General features: G+C 47.4%; 18 protein-coding genes. 8 read left to right on the top strand and 10 right to left on the bottom strand.

Features of this window, described 5'->3' with window-relative positions:
* Window positions 1-81: 81 nt before the first annotated feature.
* From CHL76_RS06090 to CHL76_RS06120, 7 genes are all read right to left on the bottom strand, one after another.
* Window positions 82-1,383 carry a pyrimidine-nucleoside phosphorylase gene (locus CHL76_RS06090; RefSeq protein WP_094908119.1) on the bottom strand — a complete coding sequence of 434 codons (1,302 nt, stop codon included), beginning with the start codon at window positions 1,381-1,383 and terminating at the stop codon, window positions 82-84.
* A 29-nt stretch (window positions 1,384-1,412) separates the two neighbouring features.
* The gene (locus CHL76_RS06095) at window positions 1,413-2,228 is read right to left on the bottom strand and encodes a purine-nucleoside phosphorylase (protein WP_079476639.1); all 816 of its coding nucleotides are present in this window, start codon (window positions 2,226-2,228) and stop codon (window positions 1,413-1,415) included.
* A complete protein-coding gene (locus CHL76_RS06100) occupies window positions 2,229-3,071 on the bottom strand; it encodes a purine-nucleoside phosphorylase (RefSeq protein WP_079476640.1) in 843 nt (280 codons plus the stop codon).
* Entirely contained in the window at window positions 3,064-4,257 is a 1,194-nt protein-coding gene (deoB, locus tag CHL76_RS06105; RefSeq protein ID WP_094908120.1) for a phosphopentomutase, read from the bottom strand. The genes CHL76_RS06100 and deoB overlap by 8 nt, the downstream gene beginning before the upstream one ends.
* Before the next feature lie 19 nt (window positions 4,258-4,276).
* The gene (xerD, locus tag CHL76_RS06110; protein ID WP_094908121.1) at window positions 4,277-5,164 is read right to left on the bottom strand and encodes a site-specific tyrosine recombinase XerD; all 888 of its coding nucleotides are present in this window, start codon (window positions 5,162-5,164) and stop codon (window positions 4,277-4,279) included.
* A 157-nt stretch (window positions 5,165-5,321) separates the two neighbouring features.
* Window positions 5,322-5,810: a ferric iron uptake transcriptional regulator gene (fur, locus tag CHL76_RS06115; protein WP_079476643.1), complete on the bottom strand. Its 489-nt coding sequence runs from the start codon at window positions 5,808-5,810 to the stop codon at window positions 5,322-5,324.
* Between the two features lie 225 nt (window positions 5,811-6,035).
* A complete protein-coding gene (locus tag CHL76_RS06120) occupies window positions 6,036-6,578 on the bottom strand; it encodes an NUDIX hydrolase (RefSeq protein WP_371862242.1) in 543 nt (180 codons plus the stop codon).
* 152 nt (window positions 6,579-6,730) lie between these two features.
* On the opposite strand from CHL76_RS06120, the gene uppP reads away from it, so the two are divergent.
* The gene (uppP, locus tag CHL76_RS06125) at window positions 6,731-7,561 is read left to right on the top strand and encodes an undecaprenyl-diphosphatase UppP (protein ID WP_079476645.1); all 831 of its coding nucleotides are present in this window, start codon (window positions 6,731-6,733) and stop codon (window positions 7,559-7,561) included.
* A gap of 50 nt (window positions 7,562-7,611) precedes the next feature.
* Here the strand turns inward: uppP and CHL76_RS06130 are convergent, their stop codons facing one another.
* A complete protein-coding gene (locus CHL76_RS06130) occupies window positions 7,612-8,112 on the bottom strand; it encodes a PTS sugar transporter subunit IIA (protein WP_079476646.1) in 501 nt (166 codons plus the stop codon).
* A 286-nt stretch (window positions 8,113-8,398) separates the two neighbouring features.
* Here CHL76_RS06130 and CHL76_RS06135 point away from each other — a divergent pair, with 286 nt between their 5' ends.
* The 3 genes from CHL76_RS06135 to CHL76_RS06145 are packed head-to-tail and all read left to right on the top strand — an operon-like array spanning window position 8,399 to window position 11,714.
* Window positions 8,399-9,109 (top strand): lysophospholipid acyltransferase family protein, encoded by a 711-nt coding sequence (locus CHL76_RS06135; protein WP_079476647.1) that lies wholly within the window; start codon window positions 8,399-8,401, stop codon window positions 9,107-9,109.
* Window positions 9,110-9,123: 14 nt separating this feature from the next.
* Window positions 9,124-10,230 carry a glycosyltransferase family 2 protein gene (locus tag CHL76_RS06140; protein WP_094908123.1) on the top strand — a complete coding sequence of 369 codons (1,107 nt, stop codon included), beginning with the start codon at window positions 9,124-9,126 and terminating at the stop codon, window positions 10,228-10,230.
* On the top strand, window positions 10,227-11,714 hold the full coding sequence (locus CHL76_RS06145) for a phytoene desaturase family protein (RefSeq protein WP_094908124.1): 1,488 nt from the start codon (window positions 10,227-10,229) through the stop codon (window positions 11,712-11,714). Before CHL76_RS06140 ends, CHL76_RS06145 begins: the two co-directional genes overlap by 4 nt.
* Before the next feature lie 86 nt (window positions 11,715-11,800).
* On the opposite strand, the gene CHL76_RS06150 is transcribed toward CHL76_RS06145, so the two are convergent.
* The gene (locus CHL76_RS06150; RefSeq protein ID WP_079476650.1) at window positions 11,801-12,670 is read right to left on the bottom strand and encodes an AraC family transcriptional regulator; all 870 of its coding nucleotides are present in this window, start codon (window positions 12,668-12,670) and stop codon (window positions 11,801-11,803) included.
* A 163-nt stretch (window positions 12,671-12,833) separates the two neighbouring features.
* On the opposite strand from CHL76_RS06150, the gene CHL76_RS06155 reads away from it, so the two are divergent.
* The 4 genes from CHL76_RS06155 (at window position 12,834) to CHL76_RS06170 (ending at window position 15,528) form a co-directional block, all read left to right on the top strand.
* On the top strand, window positions 12,834-13,448 hold the full coding sequence (locus CHL76_RS06155; protein ID WP_094908125.1) for a hypothetical protein: 615 nt from the start codon (window positions 12,834-12,836) through the stop codon (window positions 13,446-13,448).
* A 136-nt stretch (window positions 13,449-13,584) separates the two neighbouring features.
* Window positions 13,585-13,953 (top strand): GntR family transcriptional regulator, encoded by a 369-nt coding sequence (locus tag CHL76_RS06160; protein WP_079476652.1) that lies wholly within the window; start codon window positions 13,585-13,587, stop codon window positions 13,951-13,953.
* Entirely contained in the window at window positions 13,953-14,840 is an 888-nt protein-coding gene (locus tag CHL76_RS06165) for an ATP-binding cassette domain-containing protein (RefSeq protein ID WP_094908126.1), read from the top strand. The genes CHL76_RS06160 and CHL76_RS06165 overlap by 1 nt, the downstream gene beginning before the upstream one ends.
* Window positions 14,827-15,528 (top strand): hypothetical protein, encoded by a 702-nt coding sequence (locus CHL76_RS06170; protein WP_094908127.1) that lies wholly within the window; start codon window positions 14,827-14,829, stop codon window positions 15,526-15,528. Before CHL76_RS06165 ends, CHL76_RS06170 begins: the two co-directional genes overlap by 14 nt.
* Window positions 15,529-15,584: 56 nt before the next feature.
* Here the strand turns inward: CHL76_RS06170 and CHL76_RS06175 are convergent, their stop codons facing one another.
* Window positions 15,585-15,761 carry a CsbD family protein gene (locus CHL76_RS06175; protein WP_094908128.1) on the bottom strand — a complete coding sequence of 59 codons (177 nt, stop codon included), beginning with the start codon at window positions 15,759-15,761 and terminating at the stop codon, window positions 15,585-15,587.
* Window positions 15,762-15,764 lie beyond the last annotated feature (3 nt).

Below are 15,764 nucleotides of genomic sequence, written 5' to 3' on the forward strand. Positions count from 1 at the left end.
TTCGTTTCTCCTCCTCGTCCGTTTATTTTAGCACGCTTCTGAAAAAGACAAAAGCTTTATGCAAGTAAAGAAACCGTACAATTACTGCACGGTTTCATAAATGAGGACTGGCTTTTCAACAGCAGCTTCTGAAATTGTAAATGCCTGGGAAATTTTTTCTGCACTTTCGGTGCTGTCCTGGTCATTAACATGCATAATAGCTATCGTATCGCCCTTTTGCACAATATCACCGATTTTCTTCGTAAGTTCAATGCCCACACTATAATCAAGCACGTCATCTTTGGTGGCCCTGCCCGCTCCGAGAAGCATCGCACTTACGCCGATTTCTTCAGCTTCAATGCCATGCACGTAGCCGGAAGCTTTTGCTTTCACTTCGACACGGTGTTCAGCAGCGGCAAGGCTATCCGGGTTGTCTACAGCGGCGGCGTCGCCGTGCTGGTTTTCCACGAACGCTTTCATCTTTTCAAGTGCTTCGCCGTTTTTAATCACCTGAAGCACCATTTTTTCCGCCTGCTCGAGTGAGTCGGCTTTCCCGCCTGCAACAAGCATGTAGGAAGAAAGCTTGACGCTCAGCTCATGAAGGTCTTCCGGTCCGTCGCCCTGCAGGGTTTCAATTGCTTCTTTAACTTCGAGGGCGTTCCCGACGGTCCGGCCGAGCGGCTGATCCATGTTGGAGATAACTGCCATCGTTTTACGGTCCAAGGACTGCCCGATCTCCACCATCGCTTCTGCCAGACGCTTGGCATCCTCCACCTCTTTCATAAAAGCTCCCGAGCCTGCCTTCACGTCCAGCACAATCGCATCTGCCCCGGCTGCGATTTTTTTGCTCATTACCGAGCTTGCAATCATTGGGATGGAATTTACGGTAGCCGTCACATCGCGAAGCGCGTACAGCTTTTTGTCTGCCGGCGTCAAATTGCCGCTTTGTCCTGCGACTGCAATTTTATGCTCGTTAACAAGATTGACGAATTCTTCCTTAGGAATCTCTGTTTCAAATCCACGGAAGCTTTCAAGCTTATCAATTGTACCGCCGGTATGGCCGAGCCCGCGCCCGGACATTTTCGCTACGGGAACGCCGCAGGCTGCTACAATCGGCCCGATAATCAACGTCGTTTTGTCGCCGACGCCGCCGGTGGAGTGCTTGTCCACCTTGATACCTTCAATCGCCGACAGGTCAAGCTGGTCGCCGGACTCTGCCATCGCGTAAGTAAGCGCGGCGGATTCCTTCTGGGTCATGTCCTGAAAGTAAATTGCCATCGCAAACGCTGAGGCCTGGTAATCCGGCACCTCGCCGCTGCTGTAAGACTCCACAAACCAGCGGATTTCTTCCTCACTCAGTTCTTTTCCGTCTCGTTTTTTGGCGATAATATCCACCATTCTCATAGTATGGCCCCTTTACACATTGCTATTGATTACGTATTTTTAACAATTTCTTTCATTAGAGAAATAAAAATTGGTTTGGTTCTGGCTGCCGTTTCCATCACTTCTTCGTGGGAAATGCTGACGATTTCTTCGCCGATGGCCATATCAGTAATACATGAAACACCGAGGACTCGCAGGCCGGCATGCTGGGCCACAATCACTTCTGGCACCGTAGACATGCCCACCACGTCAGCGCCGACGTTCCGAAGCAAAATGAGCTCTGCCCGGCTCAGGAAGTTCGGCCCGCTGATGCCGCCGTAGACACCGCGTTTTAAATCAATTTCAAGAGCTTCAGCGGCCTGAAATGCCTTACCGCGAAGTACCGGATCATACGCCTGGCTCATATCCGGAAAGCGCGGACCGAGACTGCTGTCGTTCGGGCCTATCAGCGGACTGCTTCCGGTAAAGTTGATGTGGTCTTCAATAACCATTAAGTCTCCTGGGCGAAACGATGACTGCATTCCGCCGCACGCATTAGTAACAAACAAAAATTCGGCGCCAAGCGCTTTCATCACCCGGACCGGAAATGTCACATCCTGCATCGAATAGCCTTCATAGTAGTGAAAACGGCCCTGCATCGCTACAACGGTTTTGCCTTCAAGCTTTCCAAGTACAAGACGTCCTGCATGACCTTCAACTGTGGAAACAGGAAAATGCGGAATATCTTCGTACGGAATAACGGTGCCTGCTTCAATATCGTCAGCCAGACCACCGAGCCCGGAGCCAAGAATCATGCCGACCTCAGGAGCTGCACTGTATTTCGACTGGATATAATCCTTTGCTTCCTGTGTTTTTACAGCATCCATTCAGGCGTCCTCCTGTGCGATCCGCCGGAGGGTTTCTTTCATTAATTTCAAGAAATCTTCCTGGACCTTTGATGTTGTATCCATAACTTCGTCGTGGCTTAACGGCTGGTCAAGCATGCCGGCAGCCAGGTTTGAAATGCAGGAAATACCGAGCACTTCCATCCCACCGTGAACGGCAACGATCACTTCCGGCACCGTGGACATCCCAACGGCGTCCGCCCCAAGCACCCTTGCCATGCGAACTTCTGCAGGGGTTTCATAGGCCGGTCCGGTATTTGCCATGTAGGTGCCTCGCTGAATACGAATGTTTAACGACAGGGCCGCCTCGTCGGCAATTTTCGCGAGCCCTTTCGAGTACGCTGAACTCATATCCGGAAAGCGCGGACCAAGCTCTGCATCGTTTTCTCCGATGAGCGGGTTAGCACCAAGCCAGTTGATGTGATCATCAATAATCATTAAATCGCCCGGTTCAAAGTCATGATTTACGCCGCCGGCAGCGTTAGTGACAAGAAGCCGTTTGACACCGAGCGCATTCATTACGCGGATTGGAAAAGTCACTTCCTGGAGGGAATACCCTTCGTAGTAATGAAAACGCCCCTGCATCGCTGCGACCTGCATGCCTTCAAGTTCACCAAACACAAGCTGGCCCGCGTGTCCCTCCACCGTAGAAACGGGAAAGCCGGGAATGTCTTCATATTTTAAAACAACCGGGTTTTTGATCTCGTCGGCAAGCACGCCCAGACCTGAACCGAGCACAAGGCCGGTCGATGGCACAGTGGAGATATTGGATTGAATATATTGAACTGCTTCTTTGGTTTGCTGCTGGATACTCAAATTATTCACCCTTCCTTTTTAATTGCTGCAAAAAGCTTGTGCCATACTGCGGCATCGACAGCCGGAAGTTATCCGCTATCGTCGCACCGATATCAGCAAACGTTTTCCGGGCTCCAAGCGGAGCAGGACCGGTGCTTTTACTGTAAGCAAGCAGCGGCACGATTTCACGGGTATGATCGGTTCCGTGATGGACAGGATCATTTCCGTGGTCGGCAGTAATAAGCAGAAGGTCATCCTCATGCATCGCTTCCAGCAGCTCGGGAAGCCGGGCGTCAAATTCTTCGAGTGCTTCTCCGTATCCCTGCGGATCACGGCGGTGGCCGAACTTGGCATCAAAATCCACCAGATTCAAAAAGCTGAGCCCGGTAAACGACTTCTGCGCTGTTTCCGTTACGCGATCCATCCCATCCATATTGGAGGAGGTCCGGATCGACTCCGTCACACCCTCCCCGTCATAAATATCGCTGATCTTTCCAATAGCAATACTATCAAAGCCAGCGTCTTCAAGGTCGTTCATGACCGTGCGGCCAAACGGCTTAAGCGCGTAGTCGTGGCGATTGGATGTCCGTTCATAATTACCCGGGGACCCTTTGAAAGGACGTGCTATAACGCGCCCGATCATATACGGCGCTTCGTATGTCATCGCCCGGGCTTTTTCACAGATGTCATACAGTTCTTCAATGGGCACTTCGTCTTCATGGGCGGCAATTTGGAGTACCGAGTCCGCCGAGGTGTAAACGATCAACTTTCCGGTTTGTTGATGCTCCTCGCCAAGTTCTTCAATAATCTCGGTGCCGGAGGCTACTTTGTTTCCAAGCACACCCCGTCCGGTTTCCTGTTCAAGCTGCTGCAAAAGCTCGGCTGGAAAGCCGTCCGGAAATGTGCGGAACGGCTCATCAATATAGAGGCCCATGATTTCCCAGTGGCCTGTCATCGTATCTTTGCTTCGAGACATTTCTTCCATATAGCCATACGAGGCTGTCGGAGCTCCAGACGCTTCCACGCCTGGAATTTCCCGGATGTTTCCAAGACCAAGCCGCTCTAGATTGGGAATGTTAATTCCGTTCATATGCTGGGCGATATGGCCGAGGGTGTCGGCCCCTTTGTCTCCGTATTCTTCAGAATCCAGAGCTTCCCCGATGCCGACGGAATCCATCACAACTAAAAAAACGCGTGGATACTTGTAGTTTTCCATTTTTATCTCTCCTTTTCAGCTATGCTCTCGGGTGAGCCTGCTGGTATACATCTTTTAATTTATGGTTGGATACATGGGTGTAAATTTGGGTCGTGGAAATATCAGCATGCCCAAGCATTTCCTGCACAGCTCGCAAATCCGCCCCGTTTTCAAGCAGGTGGGTAGCGAAGGAATGTCTCAGGGTGTGCGGCGTTAATGATTTGTCGATCCCCGCCCTGCCAGCCGTCGCTTTTAATATTTTCCAAAATCCCTGCCTTGAAAGCGGATTGCCGTGATGATTTACAAAGAGCAGGTCGTGGCGTTTGTTTTTCGCCAGAGTACTCCGGCCATAATGTATGTACGTATCAATAGCCTCGGAAGCCACTTTCCCAAGCGGCACAATCCGCTCTTTATTTCCTTTGCCAACACAGCGGATAAATCCCATCTGCAGATGCACATCAGATATTTTCAATTCACACAGCTCTGTTACACGCAGTCCGGTGGCGTACATGCATTCAAGCATTGCCTGATTGCGTTTTGCAAAAGCCGAGGTTCCTTCTGCAGCCGTAAGCAGCCGGTCAACTTCCCGGGTGGACAGTACAGTCGGGAGCTTTTTCTCTCCTTTTGGAATTTCAATTAATTCCGCAGGATCTTTTTTTACCACCTGCTCTCGCAGCAGAAACTGATGAAACGCCCGGACTGACGACAAAAAGCGTGCCAACGTAGCGGTGGAGCGCCCGGCTTCTTTTTGGGCATACAAAAAATCCACGATGTCCGCACGGTCGATGTCTGCCCATACAGATTTATCCCGAAGCTGCATAAATGTTCTATAGTGTTCCAGGTCTCTTTGGTACGACTGAATCGTGTTTTTGGAGAGGCCCTTTTCAACTTGGCAATAATGTATAAAATCCAGTACCTCCGTGGTCATATGACCGCCTCCCGCTTCCCAATCTTCCCTTCTAAGAATAGCATAGTCACTTATTACTAGGGAAGGGCGAATGCAGCAGTAAATATACCGCTTTCATTTTTTATATGGCATAAAAAAAAGCACCGCTCTTTGTTAAAAGACGATGCCCGTACATGTATTAATTCGTGTGCAGCGAAGCAGCCTCCGCACTTTCTTCGTTCTTTTTCACCTTCGCCTGACAGCGGTGGCAGACCCCGTGGAACGTTAAACGGTGATCCTTTACTTTAAACTGATAATCTTTTTCTACAATTTTTTCAACCTCGGCAAGCAGGTCCTCCTGGATCTCATCCACTGCGCCGCATTCAATACAGACAAGATGGTGATGGGAGTGACTGGCGCCTTCTTTTCGCAGATCATATCGTGACACCCCGTCACCGAAGTTGATCTTATCCACAACTTCGAGTTCATTAAGTAATTCCAGTGTCCGGTACACGGTGGCAAGACCAATTTCCGGTGCTTTTTCTTTCACCAGAAGATATACATCTTCTGCACTTAAATGATCTTCTTCATTTTCCAACAGTACCTGGACAGTCGCTTCCCTTTGCGGGGTAAGCTTGTAGCTTTGTTCATGCAACTGTTTTTTAATACGTTCTACCCGATTTTCCAATTATCGCTACCTCCCTTATTCCTTCAAGGGTAATAAACTTATTATAATAATTTTAAATAAGCCTGTCAATATAAAAACGATAACCATTCTCATTTTAAAATTATTCTAAATAAATTGGCATGAAATTTGCATATAAGTCTCTTTCTTTCCGCAATTTCAGTGTATCGGGCATTGATTATCAATGAAAACGCCATGTGACAAATAAATGACGATATTCAATCTCAATTACTTTTTATCCAGAATAGTTTTTACATACTGGACCGCATACATGGTTTTGGCATCATGAATTTCTTCTTTCTGGATCAATTCATCCGCCTCCTCCAGGCTTACTTCTATTAGTTCAATGAATTCATCTTCTTCGGTTTCCGGCTCACCAGCTTCCAAGTCGAATGCTTCATACAGGTGAACGATTTCGTCTGCAAAACCGGGAGAGGTATAAAACGAAGCGATTTTCTGCAGGCGTCCTGCAGTGTATCCAGTTTCCTCCTTCAGCTCCCGTGCCGCCGTCTCTTCGGGACTGTCGGTTCCTTCCAGTTTTCCTGCCGGTATTTCCACCAGCGGTTTTTCAAGCGGCTTGCGGTACTGCTTCACCATAACTATTTTTTGTTCTGGCGTCACCGCCACCACAGCAACCGCACCACTGTGATTAATTACTTCCCGTTTGCTGCTCCTGCCGTCCGGGAGCGTTACGTCGTGAACTGATAAATCAACGACCTTTCCTTCAAATATCGTTTCCTTCTTCGTAGTTTTTTCTGTGAACTCCATCAAAAACGCCCTTTCTGCATCATATATGATTCAGCTGTTTTAGTTTACCAGTCTTTGACTGGCTGTGAGAATAGTCATTCGCTTATTTTCACTCTTCCTAATTATCACCAGATTTGCTACACTATCCAAGTAATCTGATGGAGGAGTTGGACCCCATGAATATTTTTGAAGCTATTTTTCTAGGAATCGTCCAGGGAATTGCAGAATTCCTGCCGATTTCAAGCACCGCCCATATCATCATCGCAGAATTTCTCCTCGGCCATTCGATCCCCGGCCTGTCATTCGAAATTTTCCTGCATTTAGGATCAATCGTAGCCGTGATTTTTTATTTTCGCAAAGACATCGTTCACCTGATTCAGGTGTTCTTCCGGTACATTGCCAAACGTCGGCGCGAGGACCGTCCCGAGTTTTTCCTCTGTTTATACATAGTACTTGCGACCGTCATCACCGGCATTCTTGGTGTTTTCCTCGAGGATTCTCTCGGCAGCGCCCTGAAAACCCCAGTGATGATTGCAATATCGCTTACGCTGACTGGTATTTTCCTGATTGTCATCGAACGGGCCTATACGATCGGAAATCGCACAGTTGATGAAATGACCACGCTGGACGCACTCATCGTCGGCCTAGCCCAGACGGTGGCTGTCATCCCCGGAATTTCAAGATCCGGCAGCACGCTGATTGCGGCGCTTTTCTCCGGCCTGGACCGGGAGACATCGGTCCGGTTTTCATTTCTGCTTTCTATCCCGGTTATTTTAGGATCAACCGTTCTCGCTCTCGGCGATATTACCGACGGCAGCCTCGCTTCTATTGGAGCGGTGTCACTCGTTGCTGCATTTATCGCATCGCTCATAACCTCATGGCTCGGCATTATTTGGCTGATTAATTTCTTAAACAAAGGCAAATTGACCTATTTTGCGATCTACTGCTTTCTGCTTGCCCTTGTAACTATTTTGTTTCTCGATCCGGGAAGCGTTGTCGTTGAATAGCTCCCCGTAAAAGAATCCAGCCGCACTGCGGCTGGATTCTTTTTGCTTTATTATTTTTTTACAGTGACGGTCGCCACTACGGTCTCGCCCGCTTTTAGGCGGTTTTCACTATGCATCTGAATATTATCCACCTGATCGCCTTCAGTAAATACGACCGGCGTGATTTTACTGGCGGCTTTTTCGCTGATCACATCCATATCAAACTCCATCAAAAGCTCGCCTTCCTCCACGCTGTCGCCTTCAGAGACTTTACATGTAAATCCTTCTCCGTCGAGTGATACCGTTTCAAGGCCGATGTGAATTAGTACATCCAGCCCTTCCTCGGAACGAATTCCGATGGCGTGCTTCGTAGGAAAAATCTGTTCCACCTTCCCTTTAACCGGAGAAAGTATAATTCCTTCTGATGGATCGACAGCAAAGCCTTCCCCCATCATTTTTTCCGAGAATGTCGGGTCCGGCACTTCTGTAATATCAACGAAAGTTCCGCTGACTGGTGATTTTATTGTAACGTCTACAGGTTTTTGTTCTTTTCCGAATAATTTTTTTAACATTTCATTCACTTCCTTTGTGTATATTCACAACCGGATACAAGCTGTGGGCATGCTTAAGTAAGTGTAACGAACTTGCCTCCTGTGCACAAACTTTTGAAAATTTCTTTTACCAGGTACCGCCCAGGAGACCAAAAACAGCTGGTCATTTCCTTTTCGTGTGTTTATACTGTACGTTTTAAATGGGCATGAATAAGGAATAGAATTCTATTCTATTTGTATATACCTTCTTTTTGTAATAATTTAAACCTGTATTCTATTCCTACAGCCAAACACAGGGGGTGCGCAGATGATTACAGAAAATAAACAACCGCTTTTTGAAAAGTTGTTTTATTTGTATGACCGGCGCTTGATCCAAAAGCATTTTTCTGCCGTACATATGCACAACAACAGCATCTACACCGACGATGCTGCACTTTTTTACGTAAATCACAGCAACTGGTGGGACGGACTTTTAATATATTTTTTAAATAAATACTGGTTCCGCCATCCCGGCTACGTCATGATGGACGAGGAAGGGCTTCGCGAATTTCCGTTTTTCCGCAGGCTTGGCGCCTACTCGGTGGACCGCAGCAGCCGCCGCGATATTATCGATGCTCTCCGCTACACGGAGGACAAGCTCGTAAATGGCCATCACGTCTGGCTGTTTCCGCAGGGGGCAGAAACTCATGCCGACCAGTTTCCAATCACCCTCCAGCCCGGTATTTCCTATCTTCTCCCCCGGGTGAATGTGCCGTTTGTGCCGGTTACGATGCACTATACCTTTTTGCATCATCAAAAGCCGGAAATCTTCATTAATATTGGCCCTCCGCTTCCGCGGACGCCGGAGAATCTCGCATCGAGAGCGGCTGCCCAGGACGCGCTGGAAAGTCATCTTCAACACCAGTGGGACGAGATGCGCGAAGATATCGCCTATGAGCATCTGGAGAATTACACTACCGTTTTGAGTGGGTCGCAGACAATGAGCAGCTGCTGGACTTCCCTCCGCCAGAAAAAATAGAAAGGACGCCCGCCATGTTGATATGGATCTTCGTATTTGTCCTCGGCTTTTGGACACTGTTTACGATCATTAATGTGTGGACCCTTCCTTCTCTTGCTACTTTTTCTGTTCCAAAGCGCCCGGGCGTAATCAGCGTGCTTGTACCGCTTCGGAATGAAGAACGAAACCTTCCGGCACTCGTGCGCAGCCTCCGCCAGGCCGATGACTTAAAAACAGAATTTATTTTTCTGGATGACCATTCCACCGACCGTACAAGAATGCTTCTCCAGGAAGCCGTCCGTCATTGGCCTAACGCCCGCTACATTGATGGGGCGGCACTTCCGGAAGGATGGAACGGCAAAGTGCATGCATGCCATCAGCTTTCCCAGGAAGCCTCCGGCCAGTACTTGTGTTTTATCGATGCCGACGTGCGCCTCCACGCGGATGCCCTCCGCTGGGCCGAAGGGGCACTTCAAAAACACCATGCCGGCCTTGTCACCGGCTTCCCTCAATTTGAAACTGAGGGCTTTTGGGGACGACTGCTTGTGTATATGCAGCATGTTGTCGTATATGCCCATCTGCCTGTAGCGGCTGCCAACCGCACCACCTGGCGGTCCTTTACTGCAGCACACGGAGCTTTTTTATTTTTCAGCCGGGAAGCCTACGACCAGGCCGGCGGCCATGCCGCTGTTAAAAATGCTCTTGTTGATGATATGGCTCTTGCCCAAAATGTGAAATCAAGCGGCCTGAAAACGCTGCTCGTTTCTCCAGGCCACGTCGTGACCTGCTATATGTATACGTCGAGCCGGGAAGCCTGGCTTGGCTTCAGCAAAAATATTTTTCCAGGTATCGGCCGCTCGATGCCTATTGCATCAGCTGTCATCGCTGTGCATACTCTTTTTTTTATCATGCCGGCCTTACTTCTGCTGGCTGCCATTTCCATGCTCGACTGGCAGCTTGCCATTCCATACGTTCTGACTGCTGCCCTGCGTGCAGCGATTACGATAAAGGCATCACACCCGTGGTGGACAGTGCTTATTCAGCCTCTTTCCTCCGGAGCAATGATTGCCGTGCTGCTCTATTCAATTTATTTGGATAAAACGAAAAAAGGTTATTCCTGGAAGGGGCGTACCTATCAATGACTACTGCTATTATCGGTGCCGGTCTCGGTGGCTTAAGCGCGGCCATTGTACTGGCTAAAACCGGTGAAAAGGTTACTGTATTTGAAAAAAATGAACGGGCGGGAGGCAAGCTCCGCCCGTTTCAATTAGGAACCCATTCCTTTGATTACGGACCGAATACCATTACGATGCCGGACGTGTTCCACCGGGTGCTCGCTTTTGCCGGCCGAGTTCCCGAACGACTCCTGCCATTCAGGCAGCTGTCGGAGCACACCCGAAATTACTTCCCTGATGGCAGCACGCTCGAGATTTCTTCAGACGCCGTAGAAACAAAACGGGCTATTGCCCGTCTTTCAGAAGCCGACGCCGGCCGGTACGATGACTATCTCCGGGAAGTCAAACGGCTTTACACGCTTGCTATTGAAAATTTTCTGCAGCGCACCTTTGAGTCTCCGCGGGATTACCTTTCTCCCGGACTCGCCTTCGCCATTCGCAAAGTCCGTCCGGCCACTTCCATGCATGCTTTCCACCGGCGTTTTTTCAAGCATCCGGATGTCCAGCAGGCGTTTGACCGGTATGCCACGTATATCGGGTCTTCTCCGTACGACGCCCCGGCGACATTTGCATTAATCGCCCATCTTGAGCTTGCTGATGGCGTATACTATACTCCGGGCGGAAATGTAAAAATTGCCGATGCGTTTTACGACACGGCTAAAGAGCTTGGCGTCACCTTTTCCTTCAATGATCCTGTGCATCACGTCTCCACCCGTAATGGCCGTGCCCAGACGGTGCATGCCGCCTCCGGCTCCATGGAAATAGACAGTGTGCTGCTGAATGGTGATCTTCTCAGCCAGTATCCTTTGCTTTTTTCCGCTTCCGGTCAACAAAACCGGACAGTTCCAAAAGATCCTGAGCCATCGATTTCCGCATTTGTAATCATGGCAGGGCTAAATACCCGCCTGCCGCAGTTAAAGCATCACCAGGTCTACTTTTCTGCCGACTACCCCCAGGAGTTCAGACAGCTGAAGCATGGTAGCTTTCCCCAGGACCCTACTGTTTATATCAGCAACTCCTCATATAGCGAGCGCGGACAGTCACCGGATGGCGATAACCTGTTTATTCTTATTAATGCTCCGCCTCTTCCGGGGGGAGCCATGGCCGAAGAGGAAAAACAGTCCTACAAAAACCTTGTCTATGATAAGCTCGAACAATTCGGGCTTTGTTTGCGCCCCTATATTGTCGAAGAACAAGTGCTTGGGCCTTCCTATCTTGAAGAAACGTTTAGCTCGTATAAAGGTTCTATTTATGGACTCGCGTCCAACCGGCGTAAAGACGCCTTTCTCCGGCCGTTTAACCGCTCCCGGGATTTAAAAAATGTCTACTTTGCCGGCGGCTCCACCCATCCCGGCGGCGGATCTCCAATGGTAACCACAAGCGGCGTTCTTGCCGCCTCCGCCCTGCTCAAGGATAACGGCATTCTGCTTGATTTCTGGGGGAATAGATAGCCTGTTTTTATATGCCCAGCTTATGCAGCAAGCCCCGCTCACGTTTAAAGCGGGGCTTGTTCTGCAGCTGAAGATTTTATTGGTTCTTAGCTTTTTACCGGAATCCATATTTCACTTGTAAAGTCCGGGTTATGAAACTGGTTATTCTCCATCCACAATATTTCCGGACCCTGAGCTTGCTGATACCCGGAAGACGGAAACCATTCCGAGTATATTTGTCCCCACGTTGTTTGAAGATGCTCCGGGAAAGGCCCTGACGAGGTGAAAACAGCCCATGTGGAAGCCGGCACCTCCAGCGCCTCCCACGCTTCTGAAATAGTTTTATCAGTAACTACACCAATATAATGATCCAATTCACCCTGTTCCTCCATACGTGCTTCAGAGAAATTCGTTGAAGCTTGTATCATCCCTCCCGGCTCTCCATTTGATAACGCAAGCAATTCATGTATTTTCTCCTCACTCAATGATTGCCACATAGCATTAATTTCAGGATTTTCTCCTTCGAAAATGATAGGGACTCTTTTACTTATGCCAACAATACGAAAAGCTTCTTTTTTTTCTATGCGATAATTCATTTCATTTCCTCCCTGAACAGATAGTTGAAAGGTCAGCTTCGGATACGCTTTTAAAGAAATTCCCTGCTCTTTTACTTTTGAAGGAGCTATTCCATGCAGCTTCTGAAAGGCCCTCGTGAAGGAGTCGGGCGAATCATACCCATATTTTAACGCTGTGTCGATGATACGGACCTGACGATTCTGAAGATCCAGCGCTGCCATTGTTAAACGCCGGCGCCGAATATATTCTGATATGGGGACACCGGCTAAAGAAGAAAACATTCGTTTAAAGTGGTATTCCGAGCAGGAGGCGATAAGGGCTGCCTTTTGTAAATCGATTGCTTCTGTTAAATGATTCTCGATGTATTGCAGGGCATTATTCATTTCTCTCAAGTTATCCATTACACTAACCCTCCTTATTTAAAGAATACCGGTTATAAATTAATTACACCCTGCTTTTCGTGCCTGATAATGCCGGGTAGTAACTTTTTTTATCTCATACGTCCATCCTGCTTTCTACCGTTTTTGAAGTTAATATTGCCTGACCAAAAGGAGGTACTTAGGAATGCATAAACACTCCAGAGTTAATTGGGATTATAATGGAAAGCCTGACTTTATTAATGGCACAGGGGCTTATTTGGAAGAAAAACTGCTCGGGTACAGCGCAGGCTTCATTGTGCCATTACTGCTTTTTATTCTTATTTTAACTGACTATGTAAACTGGAGCCTTCTTCAAATAGCTGTGGCTATTCTTATTGCTTTTGATGTCAGCGGAGGCGTAATAAGCAATTCCCTCAATTCCGGCAAACGCTTTTACCATTCCGGGCGCAAAGCAGACGAAGGAAAACAGGGTTTCATTTTTAAAAACAAATGGATATTCAGCTTTCTTCATATTCACCCTTTAGTAGTCAGCCTGCTGTTTACTCCTGTCAATATAACGTATGGAGTTGCATGGTACCTCTTCTTTATGGTGTCTGCTACCATTGTGATTGCTACGCCTCTGTACTTAAAAAGACCTGTCTCCATGTTAGTTATCCTGCATGCTATATTATTGAACCAATACGTTATAGCTCCCATCCACGGCTTTGAATGGCTAATGCCTTTATTATTTTTGAAAATTATTTACGGGCACCTGGTGAGAGAAGAACCGTATCGCAGGTTGCTAAAAAATATTATATAAAGATACGCTATTGGGCAAATAAGAAGCTTTGGAAAATTCCAGAGCTTTTTTCTTGTTATATCATTGACTTTCCATCGATTGGTTATATACTTATATATATAACCATATTACCTTTTCGCTTAAGGTGGTGAATATTATGGACGCCGATTTTCATAACAAAAAGCCGATTTTCCAACAAATTAAAGAGCAAATTGAAGATCAGATAATGGATGGGCGCTTAAGAGAAGAAATGCAGGCGCCTTCAACCACCCAGCTGGTTTCTTTTTATAAAGTGAACCATCTGACGGTTGCTAAAGGCGTCAATGAACTGGTGGAGGAAGAAATTTTATATAAAAAACGGGGAGTAGGAATGTTTGTTACTTCAGGAGCTAAAGAAAGACTAATTAAAAAGAGGCAGAAAGCCTTCGGCGAAGAGTATATTGATGAGCTTGTGAAAGAGGCCAGAAAATTACGTATGTCCGAGGAAGAGCTGGTAAATATGCTGCGGGAAAGGATGAAAAAGTAATGGATATGAACCTGGTATTAAACCATGTGGATCTGTATTACGGAAAAGAGCAGGCACTTACGAATGTGTCTCTGCAACTTCATTCGCCCAGGGTTTACGCCTTGATCGGACGGAATGGTTCGGGTAAAACTACTCTTTTGTCCCTTATCGCCAATTACCGGAAGCATTCTTCCGGCCAGATCACGCTGAACGGGGAGCCGTTGTTTGAGAACAGCCGCCAGACCAGGCATGTACAGTTCCTGTTCCAGCGAAACTTTGATGAATACTACGAATCCGGAGAAGAGCTTCTTCAAACTGCCGAGGAGCTTATTGATACTTTCGATATAGAAGCAGCTCGAAGAATCGCCAGTAGATTCGGCCTTGACTTAAGCATCCCTATGAAAAAACAATCAACTGGAAGAAGGTCTATGTTTCAAGCTGTACGCGGACTCGCGTCCCGGGCCCCGGTGACCATTTTTGATGAAGCTTATACGGGCATGGATGCTCCTTCCCGTGAAATTTTCTACGAAGAAATTTTGAAAGAGCAGGAAAACCATCCGCGATTGATTATCATGTCTACGCATCTGATATCTGAAATGGAGCATTTGTTTGATGAAGTAATCATGCTGGACCAGGGGCGCGTGTTGCTTGCGGACGATTATGAAAACGTAATCTCTAAAGGGATGACGATCACCGGAGAAAGCAGCCTGGTTGAGAAATTCACCGCGGAGCTCCACGTAGTCAAAACCCGGCAGCTCGGCGGCACCAAATCTGTCGTTATTTTTCAACAAGTGGATCAAAATTTTCTCCAGGAAGCAAAAGAGCTCGGATTAGATGTAGGCAGAGTCACGCTTCAGGATATATTTACCAGCATGACAAAAGGAGGGGAGCTTCATGAGGAACAATAAAGCTGTGCCACTAATAATAAAAGAGCAGCTCAAATGGACCCTGTGGTTTCTTGGCATCTTATACCTTGTTCGGGTTGCCGCTCATTTTATCAACCTTTTTTTCCTGGGTGCAGAATTTAACATTGTTTTACTAAATTTCGCCTATGAACCGAGTAAGGTTTATATGCTGGTAATTGGTTTAGTATCTGTATATACCTTTCTGGGATTTTGCATTGAACATGGACTGACAAGAAGACATTATTACCAGGCTGCGTTACTTTCTTCCGCTGCTATAGCTCTCGTAATCACAGCCGCAATAGCTGTGTTTAACCTTATGGATACGGTTATTTTCAATACAAATGCTTCAGTATTTTATCTGATAGATACAGATACACTTTTCGAAGTTCTTTTACCTGGAAGTGCAGCGTATTTTGTGACCGTGCTGCTGTATTATCTGCTCGGAATGTTCATTGCTTCCGGATTTTACCGTTTTGGCTGGCTCACGGGGCTTGGGTTTATTGCCGCCGGGATACTTTTCCTTTTGATTGAAAGCCTCATCTGGGGTACGGAGTTTGTGCTATTTGATATAGGTGTAATCACCGAAGGACTGCCGGTGTTCTCAGCCGTACTTGCTACAGCTTTCCTCGCCGGTGTTGTTTACACTGTTTCTGCAAAGAGTCTCAAGGATACCCCAGTAAAAATTGTGTAACAATAAAAAAGAACAGAAGCCTCAGTGTGGGGGGGCATCTGTTCTTTTCATTTTCATTACTTGTTTTTAATATCGCCTTTTTTATCCTGGGCGACGCCTTTAAGCTTGTCTTTCTTTCCTTCACGCTGCATTTTGGAATTATTTGTGGCGCTTCCCATCCGGTCTTTTGCTTCCCCTTTAACCTTGTTTGCATTTCCCTTCAGTTTGTCGCCAAAACCTTTTTTACCGCTCATTTG

This window comes from Marinococcus halophilus, assembly GCF_002265875.1.
In the GTDB taxonomy this organism is placed as follows: Bacteria; Bacillota; Bacilli; order Bacillales; family Marinococcaceae; genus Marinococcus; species Marinococcus halophilus.